The sequence below is a fragment of the Nocardia asteroides genome (assembly GCA_019930625.1).
Lineage (GTDB): Bacteria > Actinomycetota > Actinomycetes > Mycobacteriales > Mycobacteriaceae > Nocardia > Nocardia sputi.
Genome location: CP082844.1, coordinates 6,514,899 through 6,532,642, shown reverse-complemented (window position 1 = coordinate 6,532,642; position 17,744 = coordinate 6,514,899). Strand labels below are relative to the sequence as shown.

Sequence of the window (17,744 nt, the reverse complement as noted above, 5' to 3'; positions counted from 1 at the left end):
AACATTCCCTCGACCGTAGCGTGGGAGTTGTCGATCGCCGTGATTTCACGGCAAATGTCCGGTTGCATAGGGGATGGAACGGACCCGATACCCGATTCGCGGGCGTGACGACTTCGAGGAGGTGGGTGTGCGGCTGAGTTCACAGGAGGCGCGCAGGCGATTCGCGACCGGTCCGGTCGCGCGGTTGGCAACCGTTTCGGCGCAGCTGCGCCCGCACCTGGTCCCTATCGTGTTCGTCGTGGCGGGCGAGGTGATCTACACCAGCGTCGACGCCAAGCCGAAGACGACCACCGCGCTGCGCCGGCTGGCGAATATCGCGGCGAACCCGGCGGTCACCGTGCTCGTCGACCGCTACGACGAGGACTGGGCCCAGCTGTGGTGGGCACGCGCCGACGGGGATGCCCGCATCGCGGAGGCCGCCGAATCGGAAGCGGCGATCCGCCGTTTGTCCGAGCGCTATCCCCAATACGAGCGACAGCCGCCACCGGGGCCGGTGATAGCCATCGATGTGGCCCGCTGGTCGGGGTGGTCCGCGCGCTGAGCGGGGACCGCCGTTTCGGGTACAGTCCGATTCGCCGGGGCCTCCAGCGGAGGCGTCGTGCCGTGCCACCTGTCGAGCTGACCGTGAGGATCGCATGCCCTCGAATTTCGCGTTGAAGGCCATGAATACGGCGCATCGCGCCCTGCTGAAACTCAGCTTCGGGAAGCTGGGCAACGAGTTCGCCGGCATGCCGTCGCTGGAGCTGACGACCACCGGCCGCAAATCCGGTCGCCCGCACGCGGTCATGCTCACCGCGCCGATCGTCGACGGCGACACCTACGTCATCGTCGCCTCGCGGGGCGGCGACCCCGTGCACCCGGCGTGGTTTCTGAACCTGCGCGACAAGCCGGACGTTGTCGTGTCCGTGCAGAGCGGACCCAAGGTGCCGATGACGGCCAGAGTGGCCACCGCCGAGGAACGGGCGCAGCTATGGCCCCGGATCACCTCCGCGCAGCCGACCTACGCCGACTATCAGACGAAGACCACCAGGGAGATTCCGCTCGTCCTGCTGACGCCGAAGAAATGAGACCCTCTCCCACGATCGGCGCCGGCCGGGCTCGGTAGTCGCGCAGCGCCAGACCGAGACATCCGGCCGCCGCGAGCGCGCCGACGCCGAACATCGCCGGATAGCCGAGGCCGAAGGCATTGTGCAGGAACGAAAGCAACGCCGGTCACCGCGCTCACGCCACCACGGCCGCCCGCGCGGTGCCGGGCCGGTCGATCCGGCGCGCGGCGGACTGGATCGCGAATCCGCAGCCGAGGTTGACGACGCACACCAGGGCGGAGAACGCGATCGGCGCCGCATCGACCCGCGGCGCCATCAGCGCGGGCAGCACCGCGTACGCGGTCGCGCCGGAGGCGAACAGCCACAGCGCGGCCGGGATCGCGACGGTGCGAAAGCGCCGGTGTTCCGCAGCCGGAATTCGTAGATCATCGTGAAGCCGACCCGGATTCCTCTGCGGGGTAACGGTTTCCGGTGCCCGGGTGACCCACACGGCCGCGATCAGGCACAGCCCCACGTTGATCAGGTATGCCAAGGTGTTCGGCCACGGAGCCCATTGGGCGAGTACTCCGGCGCAGCACGCGCCCACCGCGAAACCGCCGGTGAGGCTCATCGCGGAGCGACGCGCTCCCGTGCCCGCGGGCAGGTGCGGCCCGTAGGGCGGCTGAGCCAGCTCTTTGAGCCAGCTGCCGCCGACCGCCATCGCCAATCCGAGGGCCGAGCCACACAGCACCCGTCCCGCCGACATCAGCGGTACCGACGCGGACCCGAACGCGGGCAGCAGCGATCCGGCGGCGGAGGAGCGGCGCGGGTCGCGGCAGCGCGCGACGGCCGTGGCGATCCGGCAGCGGGCCGCCGACCAGCAACGCGGGCACGATGCCGAGTACGTAGTAGAACAGCAGCAGATCGGCGGTGGTCGCCGCCATGCCGTCGTTGGCGTACATCACCAGCAGCGGCGGGAATTCGTTTCCGCCTCAGGCGATCGCGAACATCGCCGCCGCGACGCCGCGCCACCGGACGGAGACGTTCGGGTCGTGGGGCGCTGTGCCGGTCGGTGTCGTCATCACCGGCCTCGTAGTCGCAGTTGGTGCACACCGGACACGGTCGGCCACAGGTGTCACGCGGGACTCGGCGTCGAAGATGTTGCGGAGAAAGCGGCGGCGGGACCGCTGTATCGGTGGATTCGAATGATAGATTCGTAATATTGAGAATTATATTCAGAAATATAGCACTCAGCCAGAATAATATTCATACTCACTGGAGCGGTTCGTCGAATAGCCGTCCCTCGATGACAGGAGTGCAGGTGAGAATCGGAATCCCCCGCGAGATCAAGAACCACGAGTACCGGGTGGCATGCACGCCGGCCGGCGTGCACGAACTCGTCTCGCGTGGCCACGAGGTGTATCTCGAGGCGGGCGCCGGACGCGGTTCGGCCTTCCCTGACGACGCGTACGCCGTGGCGGGCGCACACGTGCTCGAGACCGCCGACGAAGTGTGGGATGCCGCCGATCTGGTGCTGAAGGTCAAGGAGCCCGTGGCCGCGGAGTACGGCCGCATGCGGGCCGGTCAGGTGCTGTTCACTTACCTGCACCTGGCCGCGTCCAAGGAGTGCACCGACGCGTTGCTGTCGGCGGGTATCACCGCGATCGCCTACGAGACGGTGACCGCCCCCGACGGCACGCTGCCGCTGCTCGCGCCGATGAGCGAGGTCGCGGGGCGGTTGGCGGCGCAGGCTGGGGCCTATCACCTGATGCGCAGCGTGGGCGGACGCGGTGTCCTGATGGGCGGGGTGCCGGGTACCAGGCCCGCGAAGGTCACCGTGCTCGGCGCGGGCGTCGCGGGTGGCAACGCGATCGCGGTGGCACACGGTATGCGCGCCGATGTCACCGTCCTGGATCTGAACATCGCAAGGCTGCGCGAGATCGATGCGCGCTACGCGGGCCGGGTCCGCACCGTCATGTCCAACACGCTCGAGGTGCAGACCGCGGTCCGCGAGGCGGACCTGGTGATCGGCGCGGTACTGGTGCCGGGCGCCAAAGCGCCGACCCTGGTGCCCGGTGATCTCGTGGCGCAGATGAAACCGGGCTCCGTGCTGGTCGATATCGCGATCGACCAGGGCGGCTGCTTCGCCGACTCGCGGCCGACCACGCACGCCGAGCCGACCTATCAGGTGCACGACTCGCTGTTCTATTGCGTGGCCAACATGCCCGGCGCCGTACCCAACACCTCCACCGTCGCCCTCACCAATGCGACACTGCCGCACGTGATCTCGCTCGCCGAGCGGGGATGGCGCGGCGCGGTCGAGGCGGATTCCGGGCTGGCCGCGGGATTGAGCACCCACCGCGGCGCGCTGTTGTCGGAGACGGTGGCGCAAGCACACGGGTACGCCGCCCGGACTCTCGCCGCTTAGGTCCTGCCCAGGACGGTCGGTCAGGCGTTCCCGGACCGCGGACGCATGTGCTCGAAGATGAGGATCGTCTCGGTCGAGGCGACCGCGGGGTGGGCGCTGAGATGATCCAACACGAAAGCGCGCAACTCGTCGGTGTTCGCGGTGGCGACGTGTACGAGGTAGTCGTCGGCGCCCGCGATGAAGTACACGTTGAGCACTTCGTCCAGTTCCGACATACGCGCGCCGAACTCGGCCAGTTGCCTGCGCGCGGTCGCGCGCAGGCGCACCGCGATCATGGCTTGCAGGCTGCGGCCGAGGGCCGCCGGATCGATGTCGGCGTGGAACCCGCGGATCACGCCGCGCTGCACCAGCGGTCGCACCCGGCCCAGACATGTCGAGGGCGCGATGCCCGCGGCGGCGGCGAGCGCGTTGTTCGTCATGCGTCCGTCCCGGGCCAGCTGGTCGAGCAGGATCCGGTCGATGTCGTCTATCGCGACGGTCGACGTCGAGTCGGGTTTGGCCATAGGCCGACGTTACCGAATCCCATTCGCCAGGCCGCGCGTCCGCGTGAAGCTTCTTCGGCTATCGGGCGGAGCGGCTCACCGGACGGGGGTGCGGACGCGCTTGCTCGAGTTGCGCGGCGATCGGCAGAATCGCCGTCTCGCCGTTGGTGGGGCCGATCAGCTGAACCGCCAGGGGAAGCCCGTCGTCGCCGACGCCGGCGGGCAGGGACGCCGCGGGGTGCCCGGTGACGTTCCAGAGCGCGGTGTAGGCGACCATCGGAACCGAGGCGAGCTGAGCTCGCACGGTGTTCGCTCCGTCGAGCACGCCGACCAGCGGCGGGCGGATCGCGATGGTGGGCGTCAGCAACAGATCGCATTCGGTGAAGATCCGATCCACCTTGCGCGCCAGCACCTCTCCTCGCCGGATCGCCCATTCGACCACCGGCCTGCGTGCCCAGGCCCCGAACGTGACCGTCTGCCTGGTGCGGCGTTCGAGCAGTTCCGGGTGATCCACCTCGGCCAGTTCGGCGCGCACGCCGCCGAAGAACTGCGGGAAGAAGGCGTGCGTGGAATCCGGGTAGCTCGGGTCGATCTCCGCCACCGTATGGCCCAGCTCGGCGAGCAGCTTCGCGGTGTCGCGGACGGCGCGCACGTGCTGCGGATCGAGTTTCACCAGAGGGGTGGGGGACTTGGTGCTGTAGCCGATGCGCAACGGCCGGGCCGGTTCGCGCGCCGCCGCTTCGAAGGAGATCGCCGGATCCGGCGCCCGGAACCGGTCGGTGGGAGTGCTGCCGCGGATGACGTCGTAGACGACGGCGGAGTCCAGTACGCCGCGGGTGAGCGGCCCGGCGACACCCAGCGCCCACCACAGGTGCTCGTTCGGGGCGATCGGCACGCGCCCGCGTTGCGGTTTGAGACCGAACAAGCCGCAGCACGCCGCGGGAATCCGGATCGATCCGCCCCCGTCACCACCGAGTGCGGCGGGCACCAGCCCGCCCGCCACCGCGGCGGCCGAGCCGCCGCTCGATCCGCCGGGGGAGCGGCTGGGATCCCACGGGTTGCGGGCCACACCGAAGGTACTGGACTCGGTGAACGGCCACTGCCCGAATTCCGGCATGGCGGTCTTGCCGACGATGATCGCCCCGGCCGCGCGAAGCCTGCGCACCGCCTCGGCGTCCGACACCGCCGGAACCGAATTCGCCCGGGTGCCGAAGGTGGTCACCACACCCGCGACGTCGAATTCGTCCTTCACCGCGACCGGGACCCCGTGCAAGGGACCGACCGCGCCGCCCGCCGCCCGCTCACGGTCCCGCTCGACGGCCTCGGCCATCGCCTGCTCGCGCAGGACGTGGGTGAAAGCGTTGAGATCTGCCGCGGCGTCGATCTGGTCGAGCGTCGCCTCGACGAGTTGCTCCGTGGAGAGCACACCTTGCGCCAGAAGCTCGCGCTGTTCGAGCACACCCGAGGAAACGATCTCCTGCAGATCCATCCGCTACCGCTCCTTCCCGGGACGCCGAAGCCGACATTCCCGACCGTATGCGGTGGAGCGACCGTTCCGCAACGAATACCGCCCGGCGAGTCTGTTCGGTTCGACGGGCAGATCAGGTCGCCGGGCCCGCCGTCGTGGCGGAACCGGAGCGCTCCAGCTTGGAGTGGGTACGCGAGTAGGCGAAGTAGACGATCAGCCCGGCGACCAGCCAGATCGCGAAACGCGCCCAGGTCTCCCACGGCAGCGACCAGATCAGGTACAGCGAGAAGCCTATGCCGATCAGCGGCACGACCGGCATGAACGGCAGCCGGAACTCCCGCGGCTCGTCGGGGCGGGTGCGCCGCAGCACGATCACGGCGACGGACACCACGATGAACGCCATCAGGATGCCGATATTGGTGAGTTCGGCGACCACGGTGATGTCCAGCAACCCGGCCATCAGCGCCGAACCGATGCCGACGATCCACGTCACCCGGGTGGGCACCTTCCGTACCGGATGGGTCTTGGCGAACCATTCCGGCAACAGCCCGTCGCGGCTCATGGCGAACCAGACGCGGGTGACGCCCAGCATGAAGGTGAGCACCACGGTGACGATGCCGACGATCGCGCCGACCGCGATGATATTCGCGACGCCCGGCTGCCCGACCGACTCGAACGCCGTGGAGAACCCGCTGGTCGGGCTGATCTCGGTGTAGTTCTGCATGCCGGTCAGCACCAGGGTGGCCAGTACGTAGAGCACCATGGCGATGGCCAGTGAATAGATGATCGCCTTCGGAAGGTGCTTCTTGCCGTCGGTGGACTCCTCGGCCGCGGTGCTCATCGCGTCGTAGCCGAACACGGCGAAGAAGACGGTGGCCGCGCCCGTCCACACCGCGCCCGCGCCGAACGGGAAGTAGGGGGTGTAGTTCGAGCTGTCGATATGGAACACACCGAGCACGACGATCAGCACGACGAGAGCGACCTTGATGCCGACGGCGACGGTCTCGAACCGGCCGACACTGCGGATGCCGCGCGAGAGCAGCCAGGCCGTGCCGAGACAGAACAGGACGGCGAACACGTCGACGACATGGCCTTCGCCGGTGCCCGAGGCGCCCATCATCCAATCCGGCAACGTGATGTCGACCTGCTCCAGCAGGAATTTGAAGTAGCCGGACACGCCGATGGCCACCACCGCCGCGACCGCGATGTACTCCAAGAGCAGATCCCAGCCGATGAACCAGCCGGCGATCTCGCCGAGCGACACGTACCCGTAGGTGTAGGCGGACCCGGCCTTGGGCACCATCCCGGCGAACTCGGCGTAACACAGCGCGGCGGCGCCACTGGCCACACCCGCGATGAGGAACGAGATCAGCACCGAAGGACCGGTGACGGAGTGCGCCACCGCGCCCGCCAAGGTGAAGATGCCCGCGCCGATGATGCCGCCCACGCCGATCGCGGTGAGCTGCCACAATCCGAGCGACCGCGACAGCTGCTCGTCGGCGGGTGCGCCTTCCTCCTCGATCTCGCCGAGTGGTTTCCGGCGCGTCATCTGGCTGCGTAGGTGCGCAAGGGACATGGACATCCTTTCGTCCACTGCGCTACGTGACGAGGCGGTAACGCAGAATCGCATGCTCAGCTAATACGACCACAGGGACGTAGTGGTCCGTCAGCTGAACAAATAAAGTTCAGTGCTTGCTGCGGCTCAGCGGTCGCGGCCGAAGGAACGCAGGAAGAACGCGATGTTGGCCGGGCGCTCGGCCAGCCGCCGCATGAAGTAGCCGTACCACTGGTCTCCGTAGGGAACGTAGACGCGCAGCGAATGGCCCGCCGCGACCAGGCGCCGCTGCTCGGCGTCGCGGATGCCGTGCAGCATCTGGAACTCGAAATCGCCGGATTTCCGGTCGTTCTCGCGTACGCAGCTCAGTGCCGCATCGATCAGCGCCGGGTCGTGCGTGGCTATCATGGGGTAGCCTTTGCCCTCCATCAGGACCCGCAGGCAACGCAAATAGGACTCGTCCACCGCGGATCGGCTCTGAAAGGCGACCGAGGCGGGTTCACGATAGGCGCCCTTGCACAAGCGGATCCGTGATCCGGGCCCGGCGAAGGCCCGGCAATCCTCCTCGGTGCGTTTGAGATAGGCCTGCAAGACTGTGCCCAGCCACGGAAAGTCCAGGCGTAGCTCGCGCACGATCGCCAGTGTCGAATCGGTGGTGGTGTGATCTTCGGCGTCCACGGTCACCCAGACTCCGGCGGCCTTGGCCGCCGTGCAGATCTCGTAGGCGTACTCGCGGGCGATGGCGTACCCGTTCTGCGGAAGCGCCTGCCCCAGCGCCGACAACTTGAGCGACACCTCCAGTCGAGGTACCGACGTCTCGTTCCCGGCCCGCAGCTCCGCCAGCGCCGACAGCAGCCGCAGGTAGTGCGCGACGGTTCCGCGTGCGCGGTCGAGATCGGTGGTGTCCTCGCCGAGGTAGTCGATCGTCACGAATCGGCCGGAGCCCAGCAGTGCCGACGTCGCGGTCACCGCGTCGCGCTCGGTCTCGCCCGCGATGAAACGGTCGACCAGCTTCTTGGTGGCCGGCATGCGGGTGATCGCGCGCTCCACGCGCGAGGAACGGGAGGCCGCCAGGACGGCGGGCCGCAGCAGTCCGGAGAAGGCCATCACAACTCCTGGTGCGGGTAGCGGTGGTCGGTCGCGGGGACGAACGTCTCCTTGATCGTGCGAGCGGAGGTCCAGCGCAGGAGGTTCTGTGCCGAGCCTGCCTTGTCGTTGGTGCCGGACGCGCGCGACCCGCCGAAAGGCTGCTGGCCGACGACCGCCCCGGTGGGTTTGTCGTTGATGTAGAAGTTGCCGGCCGCGAAGCGCAACCGGTCGGCGGCGGCGCCGATCGCCGCCCGATCCTCGGCGACGATCGCGCCGGTCAGGCCGTAGGGCGAGCCGCGGTCGACCAGGTCGAGCGTGGACTCGAAGGATCCGGCGGCCGAATCGTCGTAGACGTGCACGGCCAGGATCGGGCCGAAGTACTCGGTGCGGAAGGCCTCGTCGGAGGGGTCGTCGCCGAGCAGGACGGTGGGCTCGACGAAGTAGCCGACGCTGTCGTCGGCGTGACCGCCCGTGGCGATGGTCAGGCCGGGGGTCGCCTTGGCGCGTGCGAGAGCGGCCGCGTTCTTGACGAAGGCGCGCTGATCGATGAGCGCTCCGCCGAAGTGGCTGAAGTCGGTGACGTCGCCGTAGCTGAGCGCGGCCACCCGGTCGACGAAATCGCGGCCCATCCGATCCCACACCGATCGCGGGATGAACGCCCGCGAGGCGGCCGAGCACTTCTGGCCTTGGTAGTCGAACGCTCCGCGGATCAGCGCGGTGCTCAGCACCTCGGGGTCGGCGGAGCTGTGTGCCACGACGAAATCCTTGCCGCCGGTCTCGCCGACCAGGCGGGGATAGGAATCGTAGTGGTCCAAATTCGCCGCGACGGTGCGCCACAGGTGCCGGAAGGTCACCGTGGAGCCGGTGAAATGGATGCCCGCGAGCCGGTGATCGGCCAGCGCGACCTCCGATACCTCGGGTCCCCGACCGTGCACCATGTTGATCACGCCGGGCGGCAACCCCGCCGCCTCGAGCAGCTTCATCGTCCAGTACGCCGCCACCGACTGGGTGACGGCGGGCTTCCACACGACGGTGTTGCCCATCAGCGCGGGCGCGGTGGGCAGGTTGCCCGCGATGGCGGAGAAGTTGAACGGCGTGATGGCGTAGACGAAGCCCTCGAGTGGCCGGTAATCCACCCGATTCCACACTCCGGGCGTCGAGATCGGCTGATCCGCCAGAATCCGCCGGGCGAAATGCACGTTGAACCGCCAGAAGTCGACCAGCTCGCACGGGGTGTCGATCTCGGCCTGGTAGGCGGTTTTGGACTGGCCCAGCATCGTTGCGGCCGTGATGGTTTCCCGCCACGGACCGGCCAGCAGGTCCGCCGCCCGCAGGAAGATCGCGGCCCGCTCGGGGAAGGGCAGCGCCCGCCAGTCCGGGGCCGCGGCGGTCGCCGCCGCGATCGCGTCGCGGACCTCGCCCGCCCCGGCCGTGGTGAGGGTGCCGAGGACGGCGGCGTGCCGGTGCGGCTGCACCACCTCGATCCGCTCGCCGTCAGCGTGCCGGTGCACACCGCCGATGACGTGCGCGACGTCGGTCGGCGTCGCGGCGAGTTCGGCCAGCTTCACCCGCAGGCGTTCGCGTTCCGCCGTGCCGGGCGCGAAGCTGCCCACCGGTTCGTTGACCGGCGGGGGCGGGGATACGACGCCATCCATATGACCTCCAGATTCGACGATTTTCCGGTAAGGGGAAGTCAATACCGGAAAACTGACCGGAGAATGGGTCAGTCGGACAAAGATGGGACAAACGCGTTGTCGAGTTGGCCGAAGGACGGGAACGTGGCCGGGGATGGTGACGAGGTCGCCGCGGACGTCGACCTCTTCGGGCTGGCGCAGATGATCGCGCGCAACGCGGGCGGGATGGTGTCGATCGAGGACCCGCAGTCGCATGTGCTCGCGTACTCGGCGTCCGACGAGACCGCAGATCAGTTGCGTGTGCGATCGATCCTCAATCGGGAGGGGCCACGGGAGTATCTGACCCTGCTGCGGCAATGGGGCGTGTTCGATCGTCTGCGCGACACCGACGAGGTCGTCGATGTGCCCGCACACGACGAGCTGAACATCAAGCGCAGGCTGGTGATCGGCATTCGCCGACCCGCGGACGCGGATGCCCGCGCGCCGCGGGTGCTGGGCGCGATCTGGCTGCAGCAGGGCGATCGTCCGTTCGAACCGGACGCGGCGGAGATCCTGCGCGGCGCGGCGGCCATCGCGGGACGCCTGATCTCCCGCAGCCTCGACGCACCCACCGCCGAGGCGCTGCTGATCCGGCGGTTGTTCGGTGCGGGTGGTGCGGCGGTCGACGCGGCGGCGGTGGCGCACGCGCTGAATCTGCCGTCGAGTGGTCCGGCGGCGGTGATCGGGTTCGTGCCGGTGGCCGCCGAGCAGGCGGTCACCGAGCCGGTCGTCCTGGGCACCGTTCTGCGTCTGCACGCCAGCTCTTTTCGCGGTGACTCGGTGACCGCCACGATCGGTGATCGCGTCTACGTGCTGCTGCCCGGCTATCGGTCCGCGCAGGCTGTGGCGGCCTGGACACGGCAGTTGCTCGAGCAGTTCGAAGCTCAGCGCTCGCTGTCGTTGCTGGCCGCGATCGCCTGCCCCGTCCCGGATCTCGGCCGGGTGGCCGAGGCACGCGCCGAGGTCGATCGAGTCCTCGACAGCACGGTCGCGACATCGTCCAGGAGCCGGGTGACCACCCTCGCCGAAGCGCGGACCGCGGTGCTGCTGGGTGAGGTGCTCGATCTGGTCGGGTCGCGGGCGGAACTGCGCGATCCACGGCTGCGGGCACTGTTCGACTACGACCGCAAGCATTCCGCGAACCTGCGCGACAGCGTCGAGACCTATCTGCGCGAACACGGCGACGTGCGCAACGCCGCCGCGGCGCTGCGCGTGCATCCGAACACGTTGCGCTACCGGCTTCGTCGCGTCGAGGACATTCTCGGCATGGATCTCGACGACCCCGCCGATCGCCTGCTGCTGGAGATCCAGCTCGCCCTGCACCGCCGTCCCCGCACACGCGCGCAGAGCTGACGGCGCTCGGTACGCCGGTTCGGTGCTCGGCTTGCCGGTATCGCCCAGCGGCGTCGTCTATTGCTCGGAAAGAATTGTCTCCGAACAGGGTTGTGATCCCGGCGCACCGCAGGAGTGACCCGGGCAAATGGATGGATCTCGTCGGCGGTTCGACCTATGCTCGGCGGCGGCAAAGGAGGTTCTCATGTGTATGGCCAAGGTCCTCGCTTCGGCGTAGGTCTGTACTGACACCACGCTCCGAAGCGGCATACGGACCCTTTCCGGCCCTTCACAAGGAGCTATCCTTTGCGTGCCCTCATGTCCGCGCGCCTCGGCGCGGACTTCACCAAGCTCTGGACCGCCAGCGCGGTCTCCAATCTCGGCGACGGCTTCGGCATGGTCGCGGGCCCGTTGCTCACCGCTTCGCTGACCACCGATCCGGTGCTGATCGCCGGTGCCGGACTGGCACAGCAACTGCCCTGGCTACTTTTCTCTCTGTTCAGTGGCGCGATATCCGACCGGCTGAACCGTCAGCGGATGATCGTCGTCGTCGATGTCCTGCGTGCCCTCGTCGTGGGCGCGCTGGCCGTGGCCATCGCCACGGACACGGTTTCGATCGGGTTGTTGTACTGCGTTCTGTTCCTCTTGGGTGTCGGCGAGACACTCGCCGATACCGCGGCCGCCGGACGGCTGCCCGCCATCGTTCCCTCCGAGCTGCTGCCCGACGCGAACGCCCGACTCGGACTGACCTTCTCGGTGATCAATATGTGGGTGGCCAAACCGGTAGGGGCCTGGTTGTTCGCGTTGTCCGCCGCTGCCCCGTTCGGGGTGAATGCGGCGACCTTCCTGCTGGCAGCGTTGATCGTGGCGGGCATGCGTCCGTACTCGGCGCCGTCGAGCGAATCCGGGGGGTTGTTCCGTGACATCCGCGAGGGGATCACCTGGATCCGGCGGCACAGGACGCTGCGCGCCTTGATCGTGACGATGGGGGTCATGCAGATTCCGTTCTGCGCGGCTTTCGCCACCTTCGTGCTATACGCGAAGATCCGACTCGGGGTGGGGGACGCCGGATTCGGGATCCTTCTCACCACCCATGCCGCGGGGGCGCTGGTCGGCTCGGCGTTCGCGGCCCGGCTCCAGCGGCGGTTCGGCGCGCTCGCACTGTTGCGGTTCGGTCTGGTGATGGAGACGTCCACCCACCTAGTCCTGGCGCTCACAGCCAGCGCATGGGTGGTCGGAGTGACCCTCGCGGTGTTCAGCATTCACGCGACGATCTGGGGCGTGGTGGTCTCGACCGTCAAGCAGCGGGCGGTCCCGGATCGTCTGCAAGGGCGGGTGGCGAGCGTGCACAGCTTGCTCGATGTCGCGGGCGTCGCCCTCGGCACGCTGCTCGGCGGCTTCCTGGCCCGGTGGTTCGGACTGACCGGGCCCTACTGGATCGCCTTCGCGGCGATGACCGCGATCACGATCATCGCCTGGAAACGGCTGCGTGGATGAGGGAGGCGCGGCAGCCTGTTCGCGGGAACCGCCGTTGTCCCGAGGTAGGACGCGCGAGTGGGCCGGATGGCCGAGAGTCGGCATGATCACCGGCGAACGACGTCGAAGACGATCCCCTCGATCGTGACTCCGGGCGCGAACGAGAACGCGACGCCTGTCGAGGTCGGTTTGTTCGCCCCGGCCTGACCGGCGATCCGTTCGAGCACGAAGATCAGTGAGACGCTCGACATGTTTCCGTACTCGGCGAGAACATCCCAGCTCGGCGACGAGGCTTCCGGTGGGAGGCCGAGCGATCGAGCGGATTCGAGCAAGATCTTCGGCCCCCCGGGGTGGATCGCCCACTCATCGATGTCCGGCTGTCGCAATCCATTGCGGCGCAGAACCTCCTCGACGACGGGAGCGACGCCGTTGTAGATGTACTGGGGTACGTTCTCCGACAGCTCGCACGTGATGGCGTCGTGGTTGACGCCGACCGCGATGCCGTCTTCGGTGCCCTCGAACAGGTGGGTGAAGTTGTCCCGGATGACGATCGTCCCGGCCGCGGCCTGCCGTGTGCCTCGGTCCGCCCCGACGACGACCGCGCCGCAGCCATCTCCGAACAGGCTGTGCCCCACCGCGTCGCTGACGTCTTCGACGGGGACGGCGTGCACCGAGTTGAGCTCGATGCACAGGACCATCGCCTTCTGGTCCGGGTTGGCCCGGACGAAATCCGAGGCGGCGCGAATTCCGTTCATCGCGGCCGCGCAGCCCATGAAGTTGACCACCAGGCGAGCGACCGACCGGGACAGTCCGAGGTCTTCGACGACCGCGACGTCGACGCCGGGCGCCATGACACCGGTGCTCGTGGCGAACACGACCAGTCCGAGGTCGGCCGGGTCCACACCGTCGAGCGCGCGCCGCGCCACATCGACCGCCAGTGGAACGGCGTGGCGGTAGAACAGATTCATGCGATCCTGGATCGTCGCCGGTTCGCCGTTTGGCGCATGATGCCGAGGATCCAGCGGGTCGACCGCGAATCGCCGGGTGTCGATCATGGTCTTGCGGAAGATGCGTCTGATCCGAGTTTGCTGCTCCGGATCGGTGAATTGCTCAGCTATCCAGTCCGCTGCGACGGATTGGTCGAGGACTTGGTTGGGCGCACCGGTCGCGATTGCTTCGATGACGGGTATGGTCGTCGGCGGCGCCGACGAAGTTGCCTGCTCGCGCGTGTGCCTAGCTGTTCGGGTGCGAAGTACGTGGTCGAGAGCGATTGACATAGAGCCGTTCTTCCTCGATCGAGCGATTGGGGGTTGGTACTCCAATCATCGAAGAGCAAATGTTTGGCAAATAGGGACCCCAGGGGTGAGGGTCCCCCACCCTGGGTCGGATGTCGCTCAGCGTGCGAGACCCATGCCGTCGGCAAGCCGTGATCTCGCCATGGGCGGCCGCGGCGCGAGACGTTGCGGCAGACCGACTGGCGCGTATGAGCATTCGTCTCGGTGTGAACGTCAGCCGGGCGCTTTGCGGCTCAGATGCTCCCAGGCGCGATATTGCGCCACACGCGCCTGAAGGTCCTGCTGGACCATGTCGAAGGATCCGGCGCCGACGATGAGACGCCGCGGCGGGTCCGGCAGGTCGACCAGTTCCATGATCACGGGGGCGGCAGTATCCGGGGCGGGGCCGGCGTCGTCGCCCCACATCTCGGTCAGCTTCTCGCGCAGCTCCTGGTAGTGCGGGTCGGGTGTCGTCATCGTGGTGCCCGTGGTGAACAAGCCGGTGTCGTAGCCGCCCATCTGGACGATGGTGAGTTCGACGCCGAACTGCTCGGCCTCCATCGCCACGGCTTCGCTCACCGAGTCGAGCGCCGACTTGCCGGCTGCGTACAGGCCGACCATCGGAAAACCGCCGCCGGTGCCCATCGTCGTGACCTGCAGGATGCGCCCGCCGCCCTGCGCGCGCAGGTAGGGCAGCACGGCCTGGGTCACCCAGATCGCGCCGAACAGGTTGACGTCGAAATGGGCTCTGATCTGCGCCTCGGTCGCCTCCTCCACCATGCCCAGGAGCATGGCGCCCGCGTTGTTGACCACGATGTCGAGCCTGCCGAAGGCCGCGAACGCCTGCTCCGCGGCCGCGAACACGGCTGCGCGGTCGGTGACGTCGACCGGCAGCGGTACCAGGTTCTCGGGATATCGCCGGGCGAGTTCGGCGAGGGGCTCGACGTTACGCGCGGCCGCGACCACCCGGTCGCCCGCCCGCAGTGCCGCCTCCGCGAACGCCCGGCCCAGTCCTCGTGACGCACCCGTGATGAACCACACCCGGGCCATGGGCTCCACCTCCTCTTGCTTGGTCTGTTGTGGCGAGACAAGACGGTACGTCTCGAGTGGTCCGCTGTCAAGACGGTCCGTCTCGTCTTGCATTCGTGTTAGTATCCGGGCATGGTCAAACAGCCCGATCCCGCCCGTCGCAGCGAGCGTTCCCGGCAGGCCATCCTCACCGCGACCCGAGAGTTGGTCTCCGAGATGGGATACGCCAAGCTCTCCATCGAGGCCATCGCGGCCAAGGCCGGTGTGGGCAAACAGACGATCTACCGCTGGTGGCCCTCCAAGGGCGCGGTGGTCCTGGACGCCTTCCTGGCGCTCAGCGAAGGCGGCCCGGAGCAGAGCATGGCGCTGCCCGACACCGGCGACCTGGAAGCCGACCTCAAAGTGGTACTGCGGGCGACGGTGGCCGAGTTCGCCGACCCTGCCTTCGAGGGCCCGATCCGCGCGCTCAACACCGAGATCATCAACGACCCCGCCCTGGCCGCCCAATACCGCGCCAAACTGGCCGGACCCCTGGACGAGGCCAAGAAGCACCGGCTGCGCAGCGCGCAACGAGCCGGGCAACTCGCCGCCGGCGCCGACCTCGACCTGGCACTCGAACTGCTGTACGCGCCCCTTTACCAACGCTGGCTGCTCCGCTCCGGCCCGCTCACCACCGAATACGCCGACGCCCTCGTCGAAATCTTTCTCAAAGCCATGCGACCGGACAGCGCCGGGTAAGGTGCGTGCGCCTCGGGCCAGGCGGCGCCACCGCTGCGCCATATGCCTGCCGAACGGGTCCGCGGCGCTCTACAGTTGAGCGCAAGAACCCGGGCCATGGCCCCGGGAAGGCGTTCGGCTCGGTCCGCGCCGGACACCCTCCGGGTCCCCGTCACGGAGGACGACGAGATGACGACGCGAGGTCAGACGCTCGAGGTGGGTTCGCGATTCGGGCCGTATCGCCTGGATCGTTTGATCGGTCGTGGCGGCATGGGGGAAGTGTTCGAGGCATACGACACGGTCAAGGACCGCACCATCGCCTTGAAGGTGCTGCCCGAACGCCTGCACGACGACCCGGTGTTCCGGGAGCGGTTCCGGCGCGAATCGCATGTCGCGGCGCGGCTGCAGGAACCGCACATCATCCCGATCCACGACTACGGCGAGATCGACGGCCGGCTGTTCATCGACATGCGGCTGGTCGGCGGCGCCAGCCTCCGCGCGCTGCTGAACGAGCAGGGGCCGCTGGAGCCGGAGCGGACGGTCGCGATGGTCCGGCAGGTGGCGGCGGCACTGGACGCCGCGCACGCCGACGGCTTGGTGCACCGCGACATCAAGCCGGACAACATCCTGCTCACCCCCGACGGGTTCGCCTATCTGGTCGACTTCGGGATCGCCCAGTCGGCCACCGGCGAAAGTCTCACCGGCGACGGCTCGGCGATCGGATCGTTCCACTACATGGCGCCGGAGCGCTTCCACTCCCGCGCGGTCACCCCCGCCGCCGATATCTACGCCCTCACCTGCGTGCTGTACGAGTGCCTGACCGGTTCGCGGCCGTACCCGAAGGACACCGAGGCGCAGATCGTCTCGGCGCACCTGTTCGAGCCGCCGCCCCGGCCGCACTCCCGTCGCCCCGATCTCCCCATCCGGTTGGACGCGGTGGTCGCGCGCGGCATGGCCAAAGACCCGCAGGCGCGGTACGGCACGGCGGGTGAACTCGGGGCGGCCGCCCAGGCGGCGACAGTGGAGGCCGCAGGCCCCGGCCACTCTCCGGAACGGCCGACCGAACCGGGGGACGGGAGTCCTTCGCCCGTCGCGGGTGCGGCGGCGACCGGAACGCCGCCGGGTCGCGAGCACGACGGGCGGCGATCACGCCGCCGCCGAGTGCTCCGGGTTTTCGCCCTGCTGTGCGTCGTCCTGCTCGCCGCCACCCTCGGCGTCCTCGGCTGGGAGCTGACCCGGCCGGACACCGGCACCGCCGTTCCCGACGCGAGCGCCCCGAACGGCCCGGACGTCGAACTGCTGTCGCTGGTCGGCCCGTCGGGCTACAAGCGCGCCAACTGCGTGCACGAGGACGCCGATCCGCCCACCGTCGCGGTCGTGTTCTGTGCCGCGAATCCCGCGGCGAGCGATCCCGCGGCGCGGTTCCTGCGATTCGGCGATGTCGACCAACTGCGCGGCTACACCTCGGCGTTGCTGGCAAGCCTGCAAGGACACAACTGTCCGGGAGATCCGCCGGGGCAGGACGGACCCATGCTGCGCGACGGCGCGGAAGTCGGCCGCAAGTCGTGTTTTCTCAGCAAGGTGGACGATCCCGCCGCGCCGCGGCCCGCACTGCTGATCACGGACGAGCAGGCGTTGGCGGCGGCGCTGTACCTCTGGGAGCCCGCCGAGCAGCAATACCGCGACTATGTGGCCGCGCGCAGCGGCTTCGGCTTTCGTACCCCCGGTACGGGCCGGGATCCGGACTACTACACGCAGGCCGACCGTGCGGTGCTCAACCATCTGGCCGGTGATTTCGGTCCGGCCAACTGCCGCCACGCCGATCCGCCGCCCGGTCCGGTGGACGCGGTGCTGGCCTGCGGTACGAAGGCCGGCTTTCCGTCCGCGGAGTTCTACGGCTTACCCGACCAGGAATCCGCGACCTACCTGTACGAGGCCAATCGCGCACAGTTCTCGGGTCATGTGTGCGGTAGCGGCGAACCGGGCGACGACGTGTGGCGGCAGGACGGCGACGTCCTCGGCCGCTTCTTCTGCTACCCGAACACCGATCCCGCACTCGGGCCCAGTTGTCTGTTCGTGGTGCACCACAAGTTCGCGATCGCGGGGCATTTCTGCACGCTGCGCGCCGATCATCCGGACGAGGGGCCCAAGAGCGAAGCCGACCTGACGGAGTGGTTCCACCGCTACTTCGGCTAG

Annotated in this window: 14 protein-coding genes and 1 pseudogene; 7 read left to right on the top strand and 8 right to left on the bottom strand. The window is 68.4% G+C overall.

What is annotated here, in order from left to right; genetic code table 11:
* The first annotated feature begins 133 nt into the window (after nt 1-133).
* Nucleotides 134-541, top strand: coding sequence for a TIGR03668 family PPOX class F420-dependent oxidoreductase (locus K8O92_29530; GenBank protein ID UAK36014.1), 408 nt, complete (start codon nt 134-136; stop codon nt 539-541).
* Nucleotides 542-635: 94 nt separating this feature from the next.
* Nucleotides 636-1,067 (top strand): nitroreductase family deazaflavin-dependent oxidoreductase, encoded by a 432-nt coding sequence (locus K8O92_29525; GenBank protein ID UAK31840.1) that lies wholly within the window; start codon nt 636-638, stop codon nt 1,065-1,067.
* Between the two features lie 154 nt (nt 1,068-1,221).
* Here K8O92_29525 and K8O92_29520 read toward each other — a convergent pair.
* Nucleotides 1,222-2,107: pseudogene (locus K8O92_29520) on the bottom strand (MFS transporter).
* A 239-nt stretch (nt 2,108-2,346) separates the two neighbouring features.
* Between K8O92_29520 and ald the strand changes: the two are divergent.
* Nucleotides 2,347-3,453, top strand: coding sequence for an alanine dehydrogenase (gene ald, locus K8O92_29515; protein UAK31839.1), 1,107 nt, complete (start codon nt 2,347-2,349; stop codon nt 3,451-3,453).
* A gap of 20 nt (nt 3,454-3,473) precedes the next feature.
* Here the strand turns inward: ald and K8O92_29510 are convergent, their stop codons facing one another.
* The 5 genes from K8O92_29510 to pruA all read right to left on the bottom strand — a co-directional run bounded on the left by K8O92_29510 (nt 3,474) and on the right by pruA (nt 9,702).
* Complete coding sequence (locus tag K8O92_29510; GenBank protein ID UAK31838.1) at nt 3,474-3,956, bottom strand: Lrp/AsnC family transcriptional regulator; 483 nt, start codon at nt 3,954-3,956, stop codon at nt 3,474-3,476.
* A gap of 58 nt (nt 3,957-4,014) precedes the next feature.
* Nucleotides 4,015-5,424 carry an amidase gene (locus K8O92_29505; GenBank protein UAK31837.1) on the bottom strand — a complete coding sequence of 470 codons (1,410 nt, stop codon included), beginning with the start codon at nt 5,422-5,424 and terminating at the stop codon, nt 4,015-4,017.
* 112 nt (nt 5,425-5,536) lie between these two features.
* The gene (locus tag K8O92_29500) at nt 5,537-6,979 is read right to left on the bottom strand and encodes an amino acid permease (protein UAK31836.1); all 1,443 of its coding nucleotides are present in this window, start codon (nt 6,977-6,979) and stop codon (nt 5,537-5,539) included.
* Between the two features lie 126 nt (nt 6,980-7,105).
* Complete coding sequence (locus K8O92_29495; protein UAK31835.1) at nt 7,106-8,065, bottom strand: proline dehydrogenase family protein; 960 nt, start codon at nt 8,063-8,065, stop codon at nt 7,106-7,108.
* Nucleotides 8,065-9,702: an L-glutamate gamma-semialdehyde dehydrogenase gene (gene pruA, locus K8O92_29490; GenBank protein UAK31834.1), complete on the bottom strand. Its 1,638-nt coding sequence runs from the start codon at nt 9,700-9,702 to the stop codon at nt 8,065-8,067. Before pruA ends, K8O92_29495 begins: the two co-directional genes overlap by 1 nt.
* Between pruA and K8O92_29485 the strand changes: the two genes are divergently transcribed.
* Together K8O92_29485 and K8O92_29480 are read left to right on the top strand one after the other, a co-directional pair.
* On the top strand, nt 9,703-11,073 hold the full coding sequence (locus tag K8O92_29485; protein UAK31833.1) for a helix-turn-helix domain-containing protein: 1,371 nt from the start codon (nt 9,703-9,705) through the stop codon (nt 11,071-11,073).
* 297 nt (nt 11,074-11,370) lie between these two features.
* On the top strand, nt 11,371-12,549 hold the full coding sequence (locus K8O92_29480; protein UAK31832.1) for an MFS transporter: 1,179 nt from the start codon (nt 11,371-11,373) through the stop codon (nt 12,547-12,549).
* Nucleotides 12,550-12,635: 86 nt separating this feature from the next.
* Here K8O92_29480 and K8O92_29475 read toward each other — a convergent pair whose 3' ends face one another.
* Both K8O92_29475 and K8O92_29470 read right to left on the bottom strand, forming a co-directional pair.
* Nucleotides 12,636-13,805 (bottom strand): type III polyketide synthase, encoded by a 1,170-nt coding sequence (locus K8O92_29475; protein UAK31831.1) that lies wholly within the window; start codon nt 13,803-13,805, stop codon nt 12,636-12,638.
* A 231-nt stretch (nt 13,806-14,036) separates the two neighbouring features.
* A complete protein-coding gene (locus K8O92_29470; protein UAK31830.1) occupies nt 14,037-14,852 on the bottom strand; it encodes an SDR family NAD(P)-dependent oxidoreductase in 816 nt (271 codons plus the stop codon).
* A gap of 111 nt (nt 14,853-14,963) precedes the next feature.
* Between K8O92_29470 and K8O92_29465 the strand changes: the two genes are divergently transcribed.
* Together K8O92_29465 and K8O92_29460 are read left to right on the top strand one after the other, a co-directional pair.
* Nucleotides 14,964-15,569 (top strand): TetR/AcrR family transcriptional regulator, encoded by a 606-nt coding sequence (locus K8O92_29465; protein UAK31829.1) that lies wholly within the window; start codon nt 14,964-14,966, stop codon nt 15,567-15,569.
* Nucleotides 15,570-15,737: 168 nt separating this feature from the next.
* Nucleotides 15,738-17,744, top strand: coding sequence for a serine/threonine protein kinase (locus tag K8O92_29460; GenBank protein ID UAK31828.1), 2,007 nt, complete (start codon nt 15,738-15,740; stop codon nt 17,742-17,744).

Coding starts and splice junctions, on each gene's coding strand:
- K8O92_29510 (UAK31838.1), bottom strand. CDS start 3,956: ATGGCCAAACCCGACTCGACGTCGACCGTCGCGATAGACGACATCGAC.
- K8O92_29485 (UAK31833.1), top strand. CDS start 9,703: ATGACCTCCAGATTCGACGATTTTCCGGTAAGGGGAAGTCAATACCGG.
- K8O92_29460 (UAK31828.1), top strand. CDS start 15,738: ATGACGACGCGAGGTCAGACGCTCGAGGTGGGTTCGCGATTCGGGCCG.
- K8O92_29470 (UAK31830.1), bottom strand. CDS start 14,852: ATGGCCCGGGTGTGGTTCATCACGGGTGCGTCACGAGGACTGGGCCGG.
- K8O92_29480 (UAK31832.1), top strand. CDS start 11,371: ATGTCCGCGCGCCTCGGCGCGGACTTCACCAAGCTCTGGACCGCCAGC.
- K8O92_29465 (UAK31829.1), top strand. CDS start 14,964: ATGGTCAAACAGCCCGATCCCGCCCGTCGCAGCGAGCGTTCCCGGCAG.
- K8O92_29475 (UAK31831.1), bottom strand. CDS start 13,805: ATGTCAATCGCTCTCGACCACGTACTTCGCACCCGAACAGCTAGGCAC.
- K8O92_29500 (UAK31836.1), bottom strand. CDS start 6,979: ATGTCCCTTGCGCACCTACGCAGCCAGATGACGCGCCGGAAACCACTC.
- pruA (UAK31834.1), bottom strand. CDS start 9,702: ATGGATGGCGTCGTATCCCCGCCCCCGCCGGTCAACGAACCGGTGGGC.
- K8O92_29495 (UAK31835.1), bottom strand. CDS start 8,065: ATGGCCTTCTCCGGACTGCTGCGGCCCGCCGTCCTGGCGGCCTCCCGT.
- K8O92_29505 (UAK31837.1), bottom strand. CDS start 5,424: ATGGATCTGCAGGAGATCGTTTCCTCGGGTGTGCTCGAACAGCGCGAG.
- K8O92_29525 (UAK31840.1), top strand. CDS start 636: ATGCCCTCGAATTTCGCGTTGAAGGCCATGAATACGGCGCATCGCGCC.